This window comes from Gemella sp. 27098_8_92 (assembly GCF_041433685.1).
Lineage (GTDB): Bacteria > Bacillota > Bacilli > Staphylococcales > Gemellaceae > Gemella.
Window position 1 is genome coordinate 102,754 of the sequence record NZ_JAPWBZ010000005.1, and the last position, 20,588, is coordinate 123,341.

A 20,588-nucleotide genomic window follows, 5' to 3' on the forward strand; every position below is an offset into this window, starting at 1 on the left:
TATGAATTTATTAGAAATAATAGATTGTCTTGAAGCACGTGCAGATAATGCTCGTGCTTTAGATATGTCTAAGTATATGAAAAACAAATTCGAGTTTTTCGGTGTGGGTGCAAAAGAAAGAAATGAGATTTGGAAACCATATTTTAAAGAAGCGAAGAAAACTAAGAAAATTGATTGGGAGTTTATAGAAATTTGCTTTAAGCATGAAAAAAGAGAATGTCAATATACGGCTGCATATTACTTAAAATATATGCAAAATTCTTTATCAGAAGATGATATTCCAAAATTGAAAGAATTAGTATTAACCAAAAGTTGGTGGGATACAGTTGATATACTTGACAAAGTTATAGGAAGTATAATTTATAATAATAAAAAATTATATTCTATTATGTTAGAGTGGAGTGAAGATGATAATATTTGGTTGCGTCGAGTTGCTATAGACCACCAGTTGCTGAGAAAAGAACATACTGATATTAAACTTTTAGAAAAAATATTAATAAATAATCTTAATCATAAAGAATTTTTTGTAAATAAAGCGATAGGATGGGCGTTACGAGATTATTCGAAGACAAATCCTTTGTGGGTTCGCAATTTTATTGAGAGCCATAGAGAAAATATGGCTTCATTGAGCATAAGGGAAGCTAGTAAATATTTGTAAGAAATATTGAGAAAACTATTCAAATTTATGAATAGTTTTTTTACAAAATATGTATTTTCATTATTACATATCTTACATATCTAAAATTCTTGTTGGAAACTAATTAATAACTGTTACATAAATTTTATTTATGAATAATTTAACCTACAATTAGAATTTGAAATTTATGACTTAGTATAATTAATCGATAATTATTATCAGTTATTAGTAGAATTATATCTTAAAATAGGATACAATATTGTTATAGAAGCCAATAAGGAGGGGCGATATCATGAAAAAAGAAATGGGACATAAATTTTTAAAGAAATTAGGAAAAACTAGACTTAGACCTGGAGGAATAAAAGGAACAAGTTTTTTGCTGGCACATGTTGATATAAATGAAGGGCAAGTGATACTCGAAGTTGCATGTAACAAAGGATTAAATTTACTGAATCTAGCTAAGAATAATCCGGGGGCTAAATTTATAGGTATTGATATCGATAAGGATGTCATAAAAGAAGCAAATGATGAATTAGAAAAAACAGATTTAAAAAATGTTAAGTTTATCTGTGATAATGCTTTTAGGATGGAATTTGCTGATGAAAGTTTTGATTATATAATTAATGAAGCAATGTTAACGATGTTTAGTAATAAGAGTAAGATTAAGGCTTTAGAGGAGTATTACCGTGTTCTAAAACCAGGTGGATTATTACTAACTCACGATATTTTATTATTAAATAATTATGAAGAGACAAGAAAACAGTTATCTGATGCTATTAATGTTAGTGTATCACCATTATCTAAAGATGAATGGTTGAACTTGTTTAAAGAGACAAATTTTAGTACGGTAAATTTACTACATGATAAATTGACACTTATGACTGTTTCAGGATTAATTGCTGATGAAGGGGTTATAAATTCACTGCGAATTACTAAGAATGGTCTTAAGAAAGAAAATCGAAAACAGTTCTTTAAAATGGGGTTAACTTTTAAAAAGTTGGAAAAAGATATGAATTTTATTTGTTTTGTTAATAAAAAAGTTTTATAATAGTAATAGAAGAATGCTGATAGCGTTTTAATAATATTTAAAGGAGAAATAAAAATGAAAGTAGGAATAATTTTCGAAGAAGCAGGGTTATTAAAAAACCATGATAGATTTAAATTAGTTAAAAAAGTAGGTAAAAAGGGTGATTTAATAGCTAAACATAATCATCCAGAGGCACTGGTCCTTTTTTCAGTAGTAAAAGGTAAAGTACAAGTACATTTAAATGATGATGAAGTCCATATTGTAGAGCCTGGAAAAGTTCTTCACTTTGATGGAGATAACTTTATTAATGCTGAATTCTTAACTGATGGTGAATTTTTTGTTACTTTAGTTAATAAATAAAGTAATTAATATGGTCTGTAGAAAAATCTAAATTACTTTTAGGGAGGAAAATATGTTAAATCAAGTAATTTTAATTGGCAGATTAGTTAAAAAACCTGAACTACGAGTTAGTGAAGGCGGGGTAAATTATATAAAAGCAACGTTGGCAGTTCAGTCGGAGTTCAAGAACAAAGATGGAGACTATGATACTGAATTTCTAGAGTTTACAGCTTTTGGTAAGTTGGCAGAAAATACTTCAAAATATTGTGATAAGGGTAGTTTATTAAACGTAGTGGGCAGCCTTAATAATAATGTTTATAAAGATAAAAATGGAGTTAATCACTATCAACTTTCTATTATCGCAAATAAAGTTTCATTTTTGAGCAAAGCTGCTAAAAAAGAAGAAAAACAAGCAGACGATGTATTCGTCTTAGGTCAATAATTTTATAAAAAAGTGATTTAGATTATGAAAACCTTTAGTATATATGAGTATACTGAGGGTTTTTATTTGATATAGTTTACAATTTAAAATACTAATTAATAGAGAAATAATTAGAAATATGATAGAATTTTATAGTTAAGCAAAATAACTATTAAGGAGTTTAGCCATGGAAACAAAGTTATTTATAAATGGTCTTGAAGTTTTTTCTAATCATGGATTGTTTGCTGAAGAGAAAAGATTAGGACAAAAGTTTATTTTTGATATAGAATGTTTAGTAGATTACAGTAAAGCAATGGTTAGCGATGAGATGACGGATAGTGTGAGCTATGCAGATATAGCAGACATTGTTTATAAAACTTCTACAGAAAATACTTTTAATTTATTAGAACGCTTGGCAGAAGAAATAGTAAAAAATATTTTTAATACTTTTCCAGAAATAAAGGAAATAAAGCTGGCAATTAATAAACCTTCTGCTCCAATAAAATACCACTTTAAAGAATGTGGTGTAAAGTTACTTATAACGCGTGAGGAGTATCTAAATTTATAATGATTATTTTAGGACTTGGAACAAATATAGAACCACGTGAAAGGTATTTAAAAAAAGCACTAGAAGAAATATCTCAAAGAGGATTGGACATAACTAAACAAAGTAAAATCTATCAAACACCGGCCTGGGGTGGTGTAGCTAATCATGACTTTTTAAATATGTGTATAGAAATTGATTGTGATTTGAAAGCCTATGAATTATTGGATATAATCCAAGATATAGAATTAGATTTAGGACGTATACGTCTCGAACACTGGGGCAATAGAACAATAGATATTGATATTATAGAATATAATGGACAACAGTTTAATGATGAAAGATTAATTGTTCCTCATAAATATCTTCATAATAGAAACTTTGTATTATTACCTATTTATGAATTATATGGTGATGTGAAGATAGGTGGAAAAAGTATAAAGACATCGTTAGAAAATATTGATAGTCCTATAGAAGTATATTCAGAAAAGATATAGAAGAAAGGATATAGAATGTTTAAAATAAGAGAAGTAGAAATACCTAATAAGGTAGTTTTAGCCCCTATGGCAGGGGTTTGTAATGCGGCTTTTCGTTTAACAGCTAAAGAGTTTGGAGCGGGATTAGTTTGTGCGGAAATGGTTAGTGACAAAGCCATTTTATTTAATAATCAAAAGACTATGAATATGTTATACATAGATCCGAGGGAGCGTCCACTTAGTCTTCAAATATTTGGTGGGGAAATAGATACATTAGTAGAAGCGGCAAAGTATGTAGACAAGAATACAGAGGCGGATATTATAGATTTGAATATGGGGTGTCCAGTACCAAAAATAACAAAGGTAGATGCAGGGAGTAAATTACTTTTAGATCCGGATAAGGTTTATGAGGTTATTTCTAGATTGGTAGATGCGGTATCTAAACCTGTCACTGTAAAAATGCGTATGGGCTGGGATGATGAGCATATCTATATTATGGATAATGCAAAAAATGCTGAGCGAGCAGGGGCTAGCGCCATAACTATCCATGGGCGTACGAAAGTGCAAATGTACAGTGGGAAAGCTAATTGGGATGTAATTCGTGATGTAAAAAAAGAGTTAAAAATTCCTGTGATTGGGAATGGAGATGTTACTACGCCTGAATTAGCTAAAAAAATGTTGGATGATACAAACTGTGATGCTGTTATGATTGGACGAGCGGCTTTAGGAAATCCTTGGATGTTGTATCGTACAGTTAAATATTTGGAGACAGGTAAGTTGAGCGACGAACCTACACCAAGAGAAAAAATAGATGTTTGTTTATTACATTTAAGACGACTTATGGAAATAAAACCAGAAAGGGTAGCTGTTCATGAAATGAGAAAACACGCATCATATTATATGAAAGGTATTAAAGGAGGAGCTAAAGTAAAAAAAGAGCTAAATCAATTAAATACCTATTCAGAAATGGAAAACTTATTTGGTGAGTTTCTTGATTATTTAGAAAATGGGATAGTTACGGAGAAGAAGGAAATTATAATTTAATGTATTAATTTTTATAAAATAAAAAACTTTATAAATTCTTGATATTTTGATTAAGTTGAAAGATAGAAAATTATCTTAGATACAAAATAAAAGTAGTGACTGTTTTATTTTAAAAATAGTTAACCATAAAATAGATGGTGGTTAGAACTTAGAATAAAGTATAGGCAAGGCCAATTTAATGTGTTATAATTAACTAGAAGAAATTGTTGTGAGGAGGTAGGAATTTATGAATAGAAAATCAAAAGTTATCGCAACACTAGGCAATAGTACAGAAAGTATTTTAGAGTTGATTGTAGCTGGTGCAGCTGATGCTGTTTTAATAGATACTTATTATGGTGAAGAAGAAGAAAATATTTCAAGAATAGAGAAAATAAAAGAACTAAGAGAAAAGCTGAATAAAAATACAGCTATAATATATGATATTGATCATATTTATGCTCAAAGTAAGTATAAACTTATCAAGATAGAAGAAGAGAGCGTAGATTTTGCATGTAAACATGATGTAGATTTTATCGCTTGTCCATTTGTAAGTAATATTGATGAAATTCGTAAGGTTAAAGACATCCTTACTAGCCGTGGTAAAAAGGATATTGGCTTAATTGTGAAGATTGACTGTAAAGAGGCTTATGAGAATATTGATGAAATAATTAGTTTTGCAGATTCTATTATGATTAATCGTGATGAATTAGGTATGGAAATGCCATATCAAAATCTTCCAAGTATCCAAAAAGAAATAATAAGAAAAGCTAATGATTCTACTAAAGAAGTTATTTTAACGACTCAAATGTTACACTCAATGATTTATAATCCGAGACCAACTCGAGCAGAAGTATCAGATGTAGCCAATGCAATTATTGATGGTGTTGATGCTATTATGCTTATTGAGGAGACAGCAACAGGTAACTATCCTAAAGAAGTTCTTGAGACGGTAGACAGAATTATAAAGTATATTGAGAAACAAACTATTGCTGGAGAGGAAGATGGAGAATATAGAAAGCATAAAATGGATATTGCGCATGCCATTTCATTATCAACAAAACATTTACTAGATGCTATTGATGTGAACAATATAGTAACTTACACTAAATCAGGAACTACTGCTAAGTTTATTGCTAGATATAGACCGAAAGTACCAGTACTTGCAGTTGTACCGACGAAGGAAAAAGCACGCAAATTAGCACTAACTAGAGGAATTACAGCGTTTATAGAGCCGAAAACATTAACAATGGAAGAAATGTTAGAAAATGCTACACAATACTCAAAAGAATCAGGGTTGGCAAAAGAAGGTAACTATATCTTAATTACTGCTGGGCAACCAGATTTAGGTAAAGATAATGTACCACCAACAGATTTTGTTAATATACGACTAGTTTAGGATATATATTATAGAACTAGTAAAAAAAGAATGTTCATTAAGAACATTCTTTTTTAGTTATCATCTTTTAAACTAATGTAACTAATAATAGTGCATATTAGCATAATAAGTGTAGTTATATAAAATGGAGTTAAGAATTTCTCTAAATGTAGGGCTTCAGGTAGTTTAGTGAGAATAATAGGAGTTAAAATAACACCGATATTGCCACCGACTAACATGATGCTCGTACTAAAGTTAATAAATTTATTCTCTAGCTTATTAGAAATGTAAAAGAAGTTGAATGACATAGCACCAACAAAACTAATTCCAATAAAAAAAGCACCAACAAAAAATAGAACTATATTATTAGAAAATGAAAATATCATACTCCCCAAAGTCATAAAGCTTAGCATAATAGTTAATGTCAGGTTTTTAGCTCTTTTTACTAAAAAGCCGAATAATAAACCAGAGAAGATACCGCTAATTGCAAGAATAGTTAATAAGTTTGTTGCTGTGGATGGATGATAGAAATATTTTTCAATCAATAATGTAGGAATCTTAATTGTAGCCCCCATATAAGAAATACCGATAAAAAAGGTAAGTATTGTTAAATAAATAGTTTCTTTGTGAAATTTAACACTTACTTTTTTATTATAGATATTTTCAGAGTTCGGAACAAAAAATAAAAATAATATAAATATAGGTAGAGCTAAGGCATAAACTAAAAAGGTATATTGCATACCTAGTATTACTAGATACCCTGAAATAAATGTTGTTAATGCTTTACCAATATTTAAAAATGCAGTACGAAGACCAATCATAGTACCACGAGTACTATCATCAAAAAAGTCGCTGATTAAGCTAATTGATAATGAATTAAAAAGTCCAATTCCTGCCCCAAGAAACAATCTGCTAATTAAAACTAATTTGAAATTAGATGTAAAGACAGGAACTAATCCAAAAATAAATATTATAATAAGTCCCAGTAAAACAGTATTCTTTTTCCCTAAAAATTTTATGACTACATTGCTAAGTAAAACGAAAATTGTAATCATCATAGCGGGTATAGTTGCAAGTGACTCTACAGATGCTAGCCCAATATTAGAATTTTGTTCATTATAAAAATTATAAAGACTTGGGATAACAGGAGAAATTGCTAAGTGGGACATCAAAAGTATAGATATGCTAAGTAATGAAAACTTAGCTGTCAGATTTAATTTCATTGTATTCTCCTTAGAATGTTATATTAATAAATATACCATACAAGTATAAAAAAAATAATACTGAAGGTCAAGTTTTAGTAGATAGAAATAAAATTCAGTAAAAGTTATGTGATTTTATAAATTATTATTTTTTCATACTATGTTGAAATTAATACAAAACAATTTAAATCAAGTCTTGTTATTAACTTTATAATGAGATAAAATATAAATAATATTATTTATGGAGGGATATAAAAATAATGGCAAAAGTAGAAGTAAGAAGAATAGTAATGGATATGGTAGAAGAAAATTGCTATATAGTATATAAAGATGGTCGTGGACTTATAATAGATCCAGGCGAAGGATTCGAAAAGATACAAAAAACTGTAGAAGAACTAGGTGTTAAGATAGAAGCAATTCTTTTAACCCATGCACATTTTGATCATATTATGTCTCTTGATGAATGTAGAAAGTATTATAATGTTCCAGTATATATTTCACCTTATGAGAGGGATTGGTTAAGTAATCCTGATTTTAATGGTTCAACAATGTTTAGATTGAGAAGAGCACCTATGACAGAAGTTGCAGAATTCGAGTTTGAGGAAAATAAAAAATATGAAATTGCAGGAATGAGCTTTACAGTTTTACCAACTCCGGGTCATTCACCAGGTGGAGTATCTTTTGATTTTGGGAAATTCATTATTGTAGGAGATGCATTGTTTAGAAATGGATTTGGACGTTATGATCTTTATGGTTCGGACTTTAATGCTTTAAAAAATTCACTACATAATGTTTTATTTAAACTGGATGAAGAAAAAATAGTTTATCCTGGACATGGAGATGATACTACAATAGGACGTGAACGTCATTTTAATTTAATAGGAAATTAACAATTATAGAATAAAAATAAGTAAAAGGTTAAGTAAAATTGTGAAAAAGTACGTAGGAAAATGGTTTATATATTACAAATTTTTTAATGTTTTATGGCTCGGTTTAATTTTGATTGGAAGCATTTATGCATTATTAATGCTTTTAAATATTGATAGTATTGCAGGTTTAAGTATCTAATCGTATAGTAGATATACTGATAGGAGGGGTATTTTTAATACTCTTATTGGTATTTTAGTCCGAAAAAATTATAAAGATAATACTCTTTGTGAAATAATGAATTGACAAATAAGAGCAGGACAAGTAATATTCTACATTATAGTTCTTTTTTGTTGACAAAAGAATGGAACTGTATTAGAATTTACTATACTGATAAAAGAAATATAAATACTTATCAAGAGTGAGTGAGGGATAAGGCCCGATGATCTCCAGCAACCTAGTCATTTGACTAAGGTGCTTTCCTTAGCAAAGTTTACTTTGAACGATGAGGTATATAAAAAGACCTTATCTAACATGATAAGGTCTTTTATTTTGTGCTGGCAAAGCTGACAAAATAGTAAGGATAAAAATGATAGTTTTGTATTAATATCAGACAAAACAAATAAGAGTTAGGAGAAAAAAATGGCTAAAACATATTTATTTACATCAGAATCAGTAACAGAAGGGCATCCAGATAAAATTGCAGACCAAGTATCTGATGCAATACTAGATGAAATCTTGAGACAAGATCCATACGGGCGAGTAGCATGTGAAACATGTGTAAATACAGGACTTGCTGTTTTGATTGGAGAGGTTTCGACAACAGCAAATGTAGATTTCCAAAAAATAGTTCGTGATACAATTAATGAGATTGGGTATAATGATCCAAATAAAGGATATTCTGGAGATCATATTTCTGTATTGGTAGGGTTAGATAAACAGTCTCCAGATATTGCACTAGGAGTAGATACTTCATTAGAAACAAAACAAGAAAAAGAAGAAAATGAAGTAGGTGCAGGAGACCAAGGTTTAATGTTTGGTTTTGCAACGAACGAGACGTCGTCTTATATGCCATTACCAATTTATTTAAGTCATAAACTTGCAAAACAACTTGCAACAGTAAGAAAAGATGGAACATTGAATTATTTAGGACCAGATGGTAAAGTTCAAGTAACTGTTGAATATGATATAAATCATAAAGTAAAACGTATAGATACTATTGTTGTATCGACTCAACATGATGCAGATGTTTCTCAAGAACAAATCCATGAAGATATTAAAAAATATGTTATTACTCCATGTTTAGATAAAGGATTACTAGATGAAAACACTAAATATTTTATCAACCCAACGGGTCGTTTTGTAATTGGTGGACCGGTAGGAGATGCTGGACTTACTGGACGTAAAATTATTGTCGATACTTATGGAGGATTTTCACGTCATGGTGGAGGGGCATTTAGTGGTAAAGATGCAACAAAAGTTGACCGCTCGGGTGCATATATGGCACGTTATATTGCGAAAAATATCGTAGCTAGTGGAATCTGTGATAAGGTAGAAGTTCAACTTGCTTATGCTATTGGAGTAGCACATCCGGTATCTATTTTTATAGAAACATTTGGGACTTCAAAAGTAGATGAGGGAGAAATTGTTAAAACAATCAAAAAAGAATTCAAATTAACTCCAAATGGAATAATAGAAACACTTAACCTAAGAAAACCAATTTTCAAAAAGACAGCAGCTTATGGACATTTTGGTCGTGAAGATGAAGATTTCACATGGGAAAGAACTGATAAAACAGAAGCATTTAAAAAATTATTGAAATAAGATATAAAAATATAATCCGACTAGTATTATACATACTATTCGGATTATATTTTTGCATATTGATTGAAAAAAGGCTGATATTGGTGTTTAATATAAACAAGTGAATGCGGTGAAGAAAGTATGTAGGAGGTAGTTATGAATCTATATGAACAAATTGGTGAAGAGAATATTGATCTTTTGGTAAGCTATATGTATGATGATATAATCCCTAATGATGATAGAATAAATTTATTGTTTTCAAATGGCTTTGATAAGATAAAAATAGAACAAAAAAAATTTTTTAGATTATTTTTAGGAGAGCCAGGCCATTCTATTTTTGCTACACCCGACTTGAGGAGAAAACATATGAAGTTACCAATATCTATAAGAGAAGCTAAATATTGGCTGGAAGACTTTGAGTTAGCATTGGAAAGACTCGATATAGATCCATCAATAAAAAAATTTTTTAGTCAAAAGATAAATTCATTGACTATGCAAATGATAAATACCATTTAATAAAAAAACGGATTAAAAATGATTAACATTCTTAGTCCGTTTTAATTATTTTTACGCGACAATTTCATCTCCGTCATTTCTAGAAAAAATTTCTCTTAGAGTTTCAGGTGTTGCTGTAGAGATAAATCTTATAGATGCCTTTATATTATATAAAAATGCTTCATCTTTATGGATTCTATGTGCAGAAATTGCCCCTTGGATACTAGTAAACAACCATTCACTAACAGGATTGCATACTTCCTCCGGTAAATCTCTATCAAATAATCCATCTGCAAGAAGTAAACGCCAATTTTCTAATATATCGCTGCATTTTTCAGCGATAATCGGTGAAAGTTCTGAAGTCTCCATAGCTAATAAAGTTAACGAAAATCCACTATGTTTGCACGCTCTTCCTTTAGATATAAAAAGATCAAAAACAGCAGTTAAATATTCCTCTAAAGTCCCTAATTTTGGAGAAATTGTTCTGAATTCTTTTTTTACATTGCAATTTATTTTATCCAATGCCTCAATGTAAATTTCATCTTTTCCTTTTGGAAAATAATAATAAACGCTTCCTTTAGGGGCTTTAGCTTTTTTAATTATATCCTGAACACTTGTCAGAGAATAGCCCTTAGTTCAAACGTTTTGGACAGTTGTTAAAATAATATTTTCTTTTACTTTATTATTTAGAGTCATGTCGTTCACTCCCTTGTTAATTTTTATATTCTAATTATACAATATTTATATAGGAAAAATCAACAATTTATAATAAATTTTTTGAAAATATTTAGTGGAAAGGCTTTTAAATAGCATATGATAACGGATAACATTTTTTCTAGTTAGAGAAGATAGTTTTAAAAATTTATAATTGAAATAATAAATTTTAATAATAATATATAGATAATATAGGTCTTTTAGGTTTATATTTTTGATTGAATAAAGTTTATTATTGATAAAATATTATTAATTTTTATTAGTAAATAAAATTTAATAGTGTATAGTTTTATTTAACTAGTTCTTGTCGAATATTTGTATTTAAAGGCTTTTTATAGTACAATATAACATGATATTTAGTAAGGAGATGGCTATGTTAAAGAAAAAAATGTTTCAACTTTGTGTTGAATTAACGAATGGAAATTTAAGTTCAAAAGCTTTAAAAAAATTAACAAAATCTAATTTGAGCAGATTGATGATTCAGCCTTTTGCAAAAATTTATAATATAAACACTGATGAAATTTTAGATGAGATAGATGATTTTAAAAACCTAAATGACTTTTTTATAAGAAAATTGCGTCCAGGAGCACGACCAATAGACCAAGGTGAGGATAGTCTTGTAAGCCCAACTGACGGTGTTATTTCGGAAGTAGGAACTATTAAGGAAGATAGAACTTTTGTAGTAAAAGGTCAAACGTATAATATTCAAACATTAGTTGGTGATAGCGACTTAGCTGACAAATACAAAGAGGGTACATATATTATTATTTACTTGAGTCCTAAAAATTATCATCGTATTCATTTTCCAATGAATTCACAAATAAAAGATGCATATAGTCTTGGGAAATATTCTTATCCAGTTAATAATTTAGGATTAGAATTAGGGGATAATATTTTGAGCTACAATTATCGTCAAGTGTATAAGCTAACAGGAAAAATTAACTATACACTAATACCTGTGGGGGCACAAAATGTAAATTCAATAGTACCGACTTATGATAATATCTATGTGAAAAAAGGAGAAGAGTTAGGATATTTTGAGTTTGGTTCTACAGTTGTATTATTATTTGAGAAAGATAACATTCTTCTTGAAGAAAATTTAGAAAACAGAGAAATCAAGATGGGAGAAAAAATAGCTACAGTGTTGTAAGCTATTTTTAAGTAGGTAAGTTATGTTATTAAAGAAGTTTTTTTCACCAGATGATTTTGTAGAAAAGTATGAGTTTATAGATGTTGAATATATGAATATGCACAATAAGAAGGTTATTATTTCAGATTTAGATAATACTCTTATTTCATGGGATAGCAAAAAAGATACGAAGGAGCTTAATCGTTGGTTAAAGAAAATGAAACGAGCTGGTTTTGATATTATCGTTGTGTCAAATAATAATGAAGAACGTGTAGAAGAATTTTGTAAACAATTGAATCTTCAATATGTTGCAGATGCTAAAAAGCCGTTAACACATGGTTTTAAAAAGGCACTTAGCAAGTTAAACAGAAAACCTGAAGAAGCAATTATTTTAGGAGACCAAGTTTTAACCGATGTATTTGGTGCAAAAAGTCTTGGAGTTATGAGTGTGTTGGTAAAGCCAATTTCAAAAACCGATGCTTTTAAAACACGAATTAACAGATTTTTTGAAGGGATTATAGTACAAAATTTAACTCGTAGAAAACTATTTCCAAAAATGAAGAAAGTTAATTATAAATTAAAATTAAAAAAAGAGAAAGATGGAGGCCATATTGGATAATAAAATTTATTGTATAGGCTGTGGTGCAGAAATACAAAGTGAAAATCAAAATAAACAAGGTTATTTACCAAAAAGTGTGGTTGAAAAAAGTATTGAAGAAAATAATCTAGTTTGCAAAAGATGTTTTCGTTTAAAAAATTATAATGAAGTTTCTGATGTAGAGCTTGGAGCAGAAGATTTTTATAAACTTATAAAAACTTTATCTAAAAAAGATGGCCTTATAGTTAAGGTCGTTGATATCTTTGATTTTTCGGGAAGTTGGATAGAAGACGTTATAGATATTGTTGGTAATAATAAAGATATTGTATTAGTTGCTAATAAGCTAGATTTATTACCAAAATCTGTTAAACAAAACAAAATTAAGCAATGGTTGTTTAAAATGTTGAAGGCAAAAGGTATCAAAGTTAAAGATATCTTATTAATAAGTGCTATTAAAAATCATGGGATTGAGGAAGCGGCAGCGCGTATTGATGAATTGCGTAATGGAAAAGACGTCTATATTATTGGCGCAACTAATGTTGGTAAGTCTACTTTTATTAACAAATTAATAGAGCTTACTACAGGAGATAGGAACGTCATTACGACTTCTCATTTTCCAGGAACAACTTTGGGAATGATAGAGATTCCTTTAGATCGAGCAACAAGTATTTATGATACACCGGGTATAATCTTAGATTACGACATTGCTCATTATTTAGATGCTAAGAGTTTAAAATTAGTTATGCCAAAAAAAGAAATTAAGGCACGTGTATTTCAGCTTAATGCTGAACAAAGTTTATTCTTTGGTGGTATGGCAAGAGTTGATTTTATAAAAGGTGAACGTCAAAGCTTTACTCTATATGCATCTAATTTAGTTGATATTCATAGAACAAAACTAAGTAAAGCAGATGCGCTTTTTGAAAAACATTTAGGAACATTGTTGAAACCACCATTCGAAGATAATATATCTATTTTTAAAAACCAAGTTAAGAAAAATTTCAAGATTGAGGATAGGAAGATAGATATTGTTATTTCTGGACTTGGCTGGATAACTGTTAACAGCGATAGTGGTTGTGAAATAGATATTTATGTTCCGGAAGAAATCGAAGTGTTTGTGAGAGAATCGATTATATAAAAAATAATAATTAAAGAAAAGAGGACGAAATGTTAAAAGGAAAACAAAAAAGACAATTAAGAGCGTTGGCACATCATTTAACACCTATTTTTCAAGTGGGAAAATCAGGGGTTAACAGTGAGATGGTTCAAGGTATTCGAGATGCATTGGAAAAGCGTGAATTGTTAAAAGTAAGTATCCTTCAAAATTGTGAAGAAGATAAAGACGAAGTTGCAAAAGTTTTGTCAGAACGCACTTCATCAGAACTAGTTCAAGTAATTGGGCATACTATTGTATTGTATAAGCAAAGCTCAAAAGAAAAATATCGCAAAATAGAGTTGGTGAAATAATATGGCAATAGCCCTATATGGAGGAAGCTTTGATCCAATTCATATTGGTCATTTGATTACAGCACAAAATGTTATAGAAAACTACGATGTAGAAAAAGTAATTTTTATTCCATCACATGTTACACCTCTTAAAAATCGGGAATTAGAAGCTAGTGATGAAGATAGGTTAAAAATGACATATATTAGCACAAAAAATAACAATAAATTTATCGTAAGCGATTATGAAATATTAAAAAAAGATAATATCAGTTATACTTACAATACTCTAAAATATTTTAAAGAAATTTATCCAGATGAAAAAATTTATTTTATTGTTGGAACAGATAGAGCGAAAGATTTAAAAAAGTGGTATAATATAAAAGAACTATCGGAACTAGTAACATTTATTTTTACAGCGAGAAATGAAGAAAGTTTAGAAGAGGTAATAGCTTGTGATAAGTTTTATAAAACTATTAGCTATGAAGTTATGACCTCACCCATTATAGAAATTAGTTCGAGTTTAATAAGGGATAATATAAAAAATAATAAAAGTATAGATTATATGGTTACAGATGAATGTAAGGCATATATAGAGGAGTTGGGTTTATATGGAATTTCAAGAAATTCAAAATAAAGTAAAAGAGATATTACCACAAAAAAGATATGAGCATACACTTAGGGTAGTGGAAGTGGCAAAAAATCTTGCGAAAATACATGGCGCAAATATTGAGCGCGCTGCTCTTGCGGCATTAGTTCATGATGTATGCAAACCTATGGATGAAGTACTTATGAAAAAATATGTAATACTTCATAATTTAGATGTAAAATTATTGGATTATCCTGTTGAGGTTCTTCATGGGCCAGTGGGAAGTGCCTACATTGAAGAGGCATTTGATATAGCAGATGAAGAGGTTAAACTTGCAGTAGCAAATCATACTTTTGGTAGAAAGCATATGACGCTTTTAGAAAAAATTATTTTTATTGCAGATTATATTGATCCTCAAAGGAAACATCCACACCTACAAGAAGTAACAGAAGTAGCACAGTATGATTTAGATGAGGCGGTTAGGCTTTCTGCGAAATATACATTAGTATATTTAATTGATAATGATGAAAGAATTTATCCATCATTATTAGAATGTTATAATTACTATAATATTAAAAATTATCGTGTTGGATTCAAAGAAAAGAATAAAGAAAAGATTTTATCAGATGAAAAAACTATAACAATTCGTAATAAGAGTGAAGCTCACTTTAAAAAAGGTGATTTATTAGAAGCAACAACTTATGAAGATCCGGATACGGTGTTTGCCACATTAGAAGTAGATTTGGTAAAACCTGTAACTAGAGATACTTTAACAGAGCGTTATGCAAAATATTATGGTGTAACATTGGATGAACTAATTGATAAATTAGCTAAAAGATATCCAGATGATGATGTATTATACGTTGTTATGTTCCATATAATAAAAAAATAAGAAAGAGGATAAAAATGCAAATAGAAGAATTATTAAGAGTTGTCGTAGATGCTTGCGATGATAAACATGGGTATGATATTGTGGCATACGACTTAACAAGTACGGGAGTGTTATATGATTATTCAGTAATCTGTCATGCTCCAACTAGTAGACAAGTAGAAGCAATCGCAGAAGAAGTGCGAGAAAAAGTGTTGGAATATGGTGCAGAAATTCATAGTACAGAAGGACAAAGAGAAGCTAAATGGGTTCTTATGGATTTAGGAGATATCATTGTAAATATTATGACGCGTGATGATAGAGAATACTATGAATTAGATGCTCTATTCGAGAAATACCCACTTAAAGAGGTATAATATGTACGAAAATTTAAGTATTGTTTATGATAAATTAATGGATGTCGATTATGATACTTATGCGAATATAATAAATCAAGAATTAGAGGATAAAAAAGGTCTTCTAATTCTTGATTTAGGTTGTGGTAGCGGAACGATGATTCCTTATCTAAAAAAATATGGTGAAGTATTTGCAGTGGATAATAGCGAACAAATGCTTTCTATAGCGAGTTCAAAATCATCGGATAGTAATTTTTTTGCTATGGACCTATTAGAAATTTCTAACTTGGGATATGAATTTGACTTCGTTCTTAGCGCATTTGATGTCTTTAATTATTTACCTGATTTTACAAGTTTTAAAGATGGTCTAAAAGAGGTTTATTGTTCATTGAAATCGGGTGGAAAATTTATTTTTGATATTCATACCCCTAAAAAAATGAAGAATATGATAGATAATCAAGTGTTTGCTTACGAAACTGATGAAATTAGCTATCTTTGGTTTGCCTATGGAACAGGTAAAGAATTAGAGGTGGAAAGTGAATTGACATTTTTTATTAAGCAGAAAAATGGACTTTATCGTCGCCTTGAACAGTTTCATACACAACGTACATATGAAATAGAAGATATCATTTCAGCAGCTAAGGAAATAGGTTTTAAAATTAATAAATATTTTTGTGACTTTGAACTAGATAATAAAGATTATGAAAATTCTGATAGAATAATTTTTATATTGGATAAATAATATGGTATTTGATTTTAAAAAAGAATATAAAGAGTTATATAAACCAAAGGCTAAACCTAGTATAATAAATGTAGAAAAAGCAAATTTTATTGCTGTAAGAGGAGTAGGAGATCCTAATGAAGAAAATAGTGAATATAAACAGTCAATAAGTCTTTTATATCCTATTGCTTATGCAATTAAAATGAGTAAAAAAGGTGATTACAAAATTGATGGTTATTTTGATTTTGTTATTCCTCCACTAGAAGATTTTTGGTGGCAAGAAGGAATTAAAGGAGTAGACTATGCTAATAAAGATAGTTTCAATTTTATTTCTTTAATACGTATGCCTGACTTTGTTACTAAAGAAGTTTTCGAATAGGCGATTGAAGAAATGACTCGTAAGAAAAAAGAGGATTTTTCGAAAGTAGAGTTTTTTACTTATGATGAAGGTTTATGTGTGCAATGTATGCACATTGGGCCGTATGATAATGAACCGATAACAGTAGAGGCAATGCATGAGTATATGATTAAACAAGGGTATGAGTTGGATATTACAGATAAAAGGTTTCATCATGAAATTTATATTTCTGATGTTAGAAAAATTTCTCCTGAAAAGTTAAAAACAGTATTAAGACACCCAATTAAGAAAAAATAAAATTTAAACTCAATTCAAAATTAATATTTGAATTGGGCTTTTTAAAATCATTGACATAACAATAGTTACATAGTATTATAATTACAGATGTAGATGATGGATTTAAAGGAAATTTAAGAGAAAAGTATTATAATGAAATTTGGAGATTATATTCTATGGAAATAAACATTTCAGAAGCCGAGTGGGAAGTTATGCGTGTACTTTGGAGTAATAGTAATGTGACCAGTAAATTGGTTATTGAAACCCTTAGTGAAGAAAAAAAATGGTCAGCTTCAACTATAAAAACATTGCTTTCTCGTCTTGTAGATAAAAATATTTTACAAACAAAAAAGATTGGTAATAAGTATATTTACAAAGCTATTTATTCAGAAAACGATTGTCTTGAAACTTTAACAAAAAATTTTGTAGGAAAATTTTGTAATAAAAAAACAAAACGAATTATTGAGTATGCAATAGAGCAGGATAATTTAAGTAAAGATGATATTGAAGAAATACTAGTAATACTTACAGAAAAACTCAAAAATGCCAAAGATATAGTTAAATGCAACTGTATAAAAGGTCAATGTACTTGTGGAAATGCTAAAATTAAGTAATTAGAGAGGTTTATTATGGAAATAATTAAAAAAAAGATTTTAATAACAGGAGCATCTAGTGGATTAGGTCGTGAGTTAGCATATCAGTTTGCTCAAAAGGGAAATGTAAAATTAATTTTAGTAGCTCGTAGAAAAGAGGCATTAGATAAAGTAGCTAAAAAGTGCCAAGCCTATAATTCAGTGGAGGTGAAAATTTACTCAGTAGATATAGGGGCTCAAGATCAAGTAGAAGGATTAATAGAAAAAACGGATAATTTGGATATTTTGATAAATGCTGCTGGCTATGGTATTATGAAAGATTTTAGTGAGTTTACCGATTATGAAGTAGTGAAGATGATTGATACAAATGTTATTGGAACTATTCAGCTTACAACAGAAATAGCTAAAAGAATGCGTGAAAAAAAATCAGGGACAATTGTGACAATAGCTTCACTAGCAGGAAAAATAGCAACGCCAAAAACATCTGTGTACTCAGCAACAAAATTTGCGCTTATTGGTTATTTTAATGCGTTACGTTTAGAAGTTAAAAAGGATAATGTTCATGTTATGACTGTAAATCCTGGACCAGTCGCAACAAACTTCTTTAATATAGCCGATGAAGATAAAAGTTACTTAAAAGCAATGGGTGATAAACCACTAACACCAAAAGTTGTTGCTAGAAAAATTATAAAAGGTATAGAAAAGAGAAAACGTGAAGTTAATTTACCACTTAAGTTGGTATTAGGAGTTAAGTTAAGTCAATTATTTCCAAGATTAAGTGATAAAATATTATTAAGTATGTTTAAATAAAAAATGGAGTCAATAAATATTTCTACAAAAATAATATTTGTAGAAATATTTATTTTTTCCACATAATTATATAAAAGATTCCCCCGCTGTTTAAATGGTAAAATAGCTTAAAATATGATAGAATAAAGTATTGATAAATCAACTAAAAAATTTCTCTTGAAGGAGATTAAAGGAGATTAACATGATAAATAAACTAGGATGGAAAATTGGCGGAGAGCAGGGAGAAGGGCTTGAAGCAACAACTGAAGTATTTTCTACAGTTCTAAACTCGCTAGGTTACTATATGTATTCTACTAGGGATTTTGCAAGTAGAATTAAAGGTGGACATAGTAATAGTAAAATTTGTATTTCAGAAGAGCAAATAGACGTTATTGACTATAAAACAGATATTCTTATTGCTTTTGATCAAACAACATTAGATAGTTATGTTGATGAATTAGATGAGAATAGTATTATTATTGTTGATGAAAAGATAAAGCCAGAAATTTCAGAGGAAGTTACTGGATTAGTAGCAGTTTTTCCAATTACAGAACTTGCAAAAGAAATATCAGCACCAATCATTAAAAACATAATAACACTAGGTATTTGTTCAGCATTATTAAATATAAATAAAGATATTTTTTATAATATGATTGAAGCAAAATTCTCTTCAAAAGGTGAAGAAATTGTTGCGATAAATATTCAAGCCTTTAATAAAGGGCATGAGGTAATGCAAAGTTTTATGGCAGAAAATAACTTAGGAGAAAAGTATTATCTTAAAAAATTAGACAAAAAAGAGAAAAATAATATGTGGCTAATAGGGAACCATGCAGCAGGATTAGGTGCTCTAGTTGCAGGATGTCGTTTATATTCTGGATACCCAATTACACCAGCTACAGAGATTATGGAATATTTATTTGAAAAATTACCAACTGTAAATGGTGCATATATTCAAACAGAAGATGAGATTGCGGCTCTTGGAGTTGCTATTGGGGCAAACTTTGCCGGTGTACGTGCTATGACAGCAACGTCTGGTCCGGGGATTTCTCTTATGACTGAATTTTTAGGTATGGCAGTTATGTCTGAACAACCAGTTGTTATTGTAGATGTTCAAAGAGGAGGTCCGTCATCAGGTCTACCAACAAAAGTTGAACAATCTGATATTTTCCATGCTGTTTATGGCGGAACTGGTGATGCTTCGCGAATTGTTTTAGCACCAACTACTGTAGAAGATTGTTTTTATACTATGATTGATGCATTTAATATGGCAGAAAAATATCAAACACCAGTTATTGTATTGATGGACTTGCAACTAGGTATGAATAAACAAACTGTTTCCGATTTTGATTTTAGCAAAGTAGAAATCGATCGTGGTAAACTTCTAAAACAAGAAGAAATTACAGAAGAGGATATTATTTATTTCAAACGTTATGGACTTGATTCACTTGTATCTGAACGTACTATTCCAGGACAAAAGGGTGGAATTCATAACGCTAATAGTTACGAACACTCAGTTGTAGGATTGCCATCAGAAGTTAAGAAAAATACAATAAAACAAAAAGATAAACGCTCAGAAAAAATTGAAACAGCATTTATTGAAAATCCATTTATTTTAAACGAATATAATGAGGAAAAGGATATTCTTTTAGTTGGTATAAATTCTACTTATGGAGTATTAAATAAAGCAGCTAAACAGTTGAAAGAGCAAGAGATGAACATTGATACTATGCATTTACGTCAAATTTATCCAGTTGCTCAGAAGGTTAAAGATACTTTTGATAAATATAGAAAAATCTATATTGTTGAACATAATTCTAATAAACAATTACGAACAGTAATTTCAAGTAAGTATCATAATTCAGAGAAAATTTCGAGCTTATTGAAATATAATGGTGATATATATTATACTCACGAACTTATAGAGCAACTATTAGAGGAGGAGAGATAA

The 20,588-nt window shown here is 29.5% G+C and carries 24 protein-coding genes, 2 pseudogenes and 1 riboswitch; of the genes and pseudogenes, 23 read left to right on the top strand and 3 right to left on the bottom strand.

What is annotated here, in order from left to right; all coding sequences use genetic code 11:
* Position 1: 1 nt before the first annotated feature.
* The 8 genes from O3802_RS04915 (at position 2) to O3802_RS04950 (ending at position 5,863) form a co-directional block, all read left to right on the top strand.
* Complete coding sequence (locus O3802_RS04915; protein ID WP_371458539.1) at positions 2 to 658, top strand: DNA alkylation repair protein; 657 nt, start codon at positions 2 to 4, stop codon at positions 656 to 658.
* 271 nt (positions 659 to 929) lie between these two features.
* Positions 930 to 1,685, top strand: coding sequence for a class I SAM-dependent methyltransferase (locus tag O3802_RS04920; RefSeq protein ID WP_371458540.1), 756 nt, complete (start codon positions 930 to 932; stop codon positions 1,683 to 1,685).
* Between the two features lie 54 nt (positions 1,686 to 1,739).
* Positions 1,740 to 2,024 carry a cupin domain-containing protein gene (locus O3802_RS04925; protein ID WP_371458541.1) on the top strand — a complete coding sequence of 95 codons (285 nt, stop codon included), beginning with the start codon at positions 1,740 to 1,742 and terminating at the stop codon, positions 2,022 to 2,024.
* Positions 2,025 to 2,076: 52 nt separating this feature from the next.
* Positions 2,077 to 2,445, top strand: a complete 369-nt coding sequence (locus O3802_RS04930) for a single-stranded DNA-binding protein (protein ID WP_371458542.1) — start codon at positions 2,077 to 2,079, stop codon at positions 2,443 to 2,445.
* Between the two features lie 166 nt (positions 2,446 to 2,611).
* Complete coding sequence (gene folB, locus O3802_RS04935) at positions 2,612 to 2,992, top strand: dihydroneopterin aldolase (RefSeq protein WP_371458543.1); 381 nt, start codon at positions 2,612 to 2,614, stop codon at positions 2,990 to 2,992.
* The gene (gene folK, locus O3802_RS04940; RefSeq protein ID WP_371458544.1) at positions 2,992 to 3,465 is read left to right on the top strand and encodes a 2-amino-4-hydroxy-6-hydroxymethyldihydropteridine diphosphokinase; all 474 of its coding nucleotides are present in this window, start codon (positions 2,992 to 2,994) and stop codon (positions 3,463 to 3,465) included. Before folB ends, folK begins: the two co-directional genes overlap by 1 nt.
* A 15-nt stretch (positions 3,466 to 3,480) precedes the next feature.
* Positions 3,481 to 4,488: a tRNA dihydrouridine synthase DusB gene (dusB, locus tag O3802_RS04945; protein WP_371458545.1), complete on the top strand. Its 1,008-nt coding sequence runs from the start codon at positions 3,481 to 3,483 to the stop codon at positions 4,486 to 4,488.
* A 226-nt stretch (positions 4,489 to 4,714) separates the two neighbouring features.
* Positions 4,715 to 5,863 (top strand): pyruvate kinase, encoded by a 1,149-nt coding sequence (locus tag O3802_RS04950; RefSeq protein WP_371458546.1) that lies wholly within the window; start codon positions 4,715 to 4,717, stop codon positions 5,861 to 5,863.
* A gap of 53 nt (positions 5,864 to 5,916) precedes the next feature.
* On the opposite strand, the gene O3802_RS04955 is transcribed toward O3802_RS04950, so the two are convergent.
* A complete protein-coding gene (locus O3802_RS04955) occupies positions 5,917 to 7,065 on the bottom strand; it encodes an MFS transporter (RefSeq protein ID WP_371458547.1) in 1,149 nt (382 codons plus the stop codon).
* A gap of 239 nt (positions 7,066 to 7,304) precedes the next feature.
* Between O3802_RS04955 and O3802_RS04960 the strand changes: the two genes are divergently transcribed.
* The 3 genes from O3802_RS04960 (at position 7,305) to O3802_RS04970 (ending at position 10,230) form a co-directional block, all read left to right on the top strand.
* Positions 7,305 to 7,934, top strand: coding sequence for an MBL fold metallo-hydrolase (locus O3802_RS04960; protein ID WP_371458548.1), 630 nt, complete (start codon positions 7,305 to 7,307; stop codon positions 7,932 to 7,934).
* A gap of 386 nt (positions 7,935 to 8,320) precedes the next feature.
* Positions 8,321 to 8,423: riboswitch (SAM riboswitch) on the top strand.
* Between the two features lie 130 nt (positions 8,424 to 8,553).
* A complete protein-coding gene (gene metK, locus O3802_RS04965; RefSeq protein WP_371458549.1) occupies positions 8,554 to 9,735 on the top strand; it encodes a methionine adenosyltransferase in 1,182 nt (393 codons plus the stop codon).
* A 135-nt stretch (positions 9,736 to 9,870) separates the two neighbouring features.
* Positions 9,871 to 10,230 carry a truncated hemoglobin gene (locus O3802_RS04970; RefSeq protein WP_371458550.1) on the top strand — a complete coding sequence of 120 codons (360 nt, stop codon included), beginning with the start codon at positions 9,871 to 9,873 and terminating at the stop codon, positions 10,228 to 10,230.
* A gap of 51 nt (positions 10,231 to 10,281) precedes the next feature.
* On the opposite strand, the gene O3802_RS04975 is transcribed toward O3802_RS04970, so the two are convergent.
* Both O3802_RS04975 and O3802_RS04980 read right to left on the bottom strand, forming a co-directional pair.
* Positions 10,282 to 10,731, bottom strand: coding sequence for an LmrA/YxaF family transcription factor (locus tag O3802_RS04975; RefSeq protein ID WP_371458551.1), 450 nt, complete (start codon positions 10,729 to 10,731; stop codon positions 10,282 to 10,284).
* 15 nt (positions 10,732 to 10,746) lie between these two features.
* A pseudogene (locus O3802_RS04980) lies at positions 10,747 to 10,830 on the bottom strand (TetR family transcriptional regulator); the annotation flags it as partial.
* 466 nt (positions 10,831 to 11,296) lie between these two features.
* Between O3802_RS04980 and O3802_RS04985 the strand changes: the two are divergent.
* The 12 genes and pseudogenes from O3802_RS04985 to O3802_RS05040 all read left to right on the top strand — a co-directional run bounded on the left by O3802_RS04985 (position 11,297) and on the right by O3802_RS05040 (position 20,588).
* The gene (locus tag O3802_RS04985; RefSeq protein ID WP_371458552.1) at positions 11,297 to 12,073 is read left to right on the top strand and encodes a phosphatidylserine decarboxylase; all 777 of its coding nucleotides are present in this window, start codon (positions 11,297 to 11,299) and stop codon (positions 12,071 to 12,073) included.
* A 22-nt stretch (positions 12,074 to 12,095) separates the two neighbouring features.
* Positions 12,096 to 12,671: a YqeG family HAD IIIA-type phosphatase gene (locus tag O3802_RS04990; RefSeq protein WP_371458553.1), complete on the top strand. Its 576-nt coding sequence runs from the start codon at positions 12,096 to 12,098 to the stop codon at positions 12,669 to 12,671.
* Positions 12,664 to 13,785 carry a ribosome biogenesis GTPase YqeH gene (gene yqeH / locus O3802_RS04995; RefSeq protein ID WP_371458554.1) on the top strand — a complete coding sequence of 374 codons (1,122 nt, stop codon included), beginning with the start codon at positions 12,664 to 12,666 and terminating at the stop codon, positions 13,783 to 13,785. Before O3802_RS04990 ends, yqeH begins: the two co-directional genes overlap by 8 nt.
* Positions 13,786 to 13,814: 29 nt before the next feature.
* The gene (gene yhbY, locus O3802_RS05000; protein WP_004632985.1) at positions 13,815 to 14,114 is read left to right on the top strand and encodes a ribosome assembly RNA-binding protein YhbY; all 300 of its coding nucleotides are present in this window, start codon (positions 13,815 to 13,817) and stop codon (positions 14,112 to 14,114) included.
* Between the two features lies 1 nt (position 14,115).
* Positions 14,116 to 14,727, top strand: coding sequence for a nicotinate-nucleotide adenylyltransferase (nadD, locus tag O3802_RS05005; protein WP_371458555.1), 612 nt, complete (start codon positions 14,116 to 14,118; stop codon positions 14,725 to 14,727).
* On the top strand, positions 14,702 to 15,571 hold the full coding sequence (gene yqeK / locus O3802_RS05010; RefSeq protein WP_371458556.1) for a bis(5'-nucleosyl)-tetraphosphatase (symmetrical) YqeK: 870 nt from the start codon (positions 14,702 to 14,704) through the stop codon (positions 15,569 to 15,571). Before nadD ends, yqeK begins: the two co-directional genes overlap by 26 nt.
* A 14-nt stretch (positions 15,572 to 15,585) precedes the next feature.
* The gene (gene rsfS, locus O3802_RS05015; protein ID WP_371458557.1) at positions 15,586 to 15,924 is read left to right on the top strand and encodes a ribosome silencing factor; all 339 of its coding nucleotides are present in this window, start codon (positions 15,586 to 15,588) and stop codon (positions 15,922 to 15,924) included.
* A gap of 1 nt (position 15,925) precedes the next feature.
* Complete coding sequence (locus O3802_RS05020) at positions 15,926 to 16,645, top strand: class I SAM-dependent DNA methyltransferase (protein ID WP_371458558.1); 720 nt, start codon at positions 15,926 to 15,928, stop codon at positions 16,643 to 16,645.
* A 1-nt stretch (position 16,646) separates the two neighbouring features.
* Positions 16,647 to 17,279, top strand: a pseudogene (locus O3802_RS05025) (GyrI-like domain-containing protein).
* Between the two features lie 155 nt (positions 17,280 to 17,434).
* Complete coding sequence (locus O3802_RS05030) at positions 17,435 to 17,872, top strand: CopY/TcrY family copper transport repressor (protein WP_371458559.1); 438 nt, start codon at positions 17,435 to 17,437, stop codon at positions 17,870 to 17,872.
* 15 nt (positions 17,873 to 17,887) lie between these two features.
* The gene (locus O3802_RS05035) at positions 17,888 to 18,661 is read left to right on the top strand and encodes an SDR family NAD(P)-dependent oxidoreductase (RefSeq protein ID WP_371458560.1); all 774 of its coding nucleotides are present in this window, start codon (positions 17,888 to 17,890) and stop codon (positions 18,659 to 18,661) included.
* A gap of 181 nt (positions 18,662 to 18,842) precedes the next feature.
* Positions 18,843 to 20,588 (top strand): 2-oxoacid:acceptor oxidoreductase subunit alpha, encoded by a 1,746-nt coding sequence (locus O3802_RS05040; RefSeq protein ID WP_371458561.1) that lies wholly within the window; start codon positions 18,843 to 18,845, stop codon positions 20,586 to 20,588.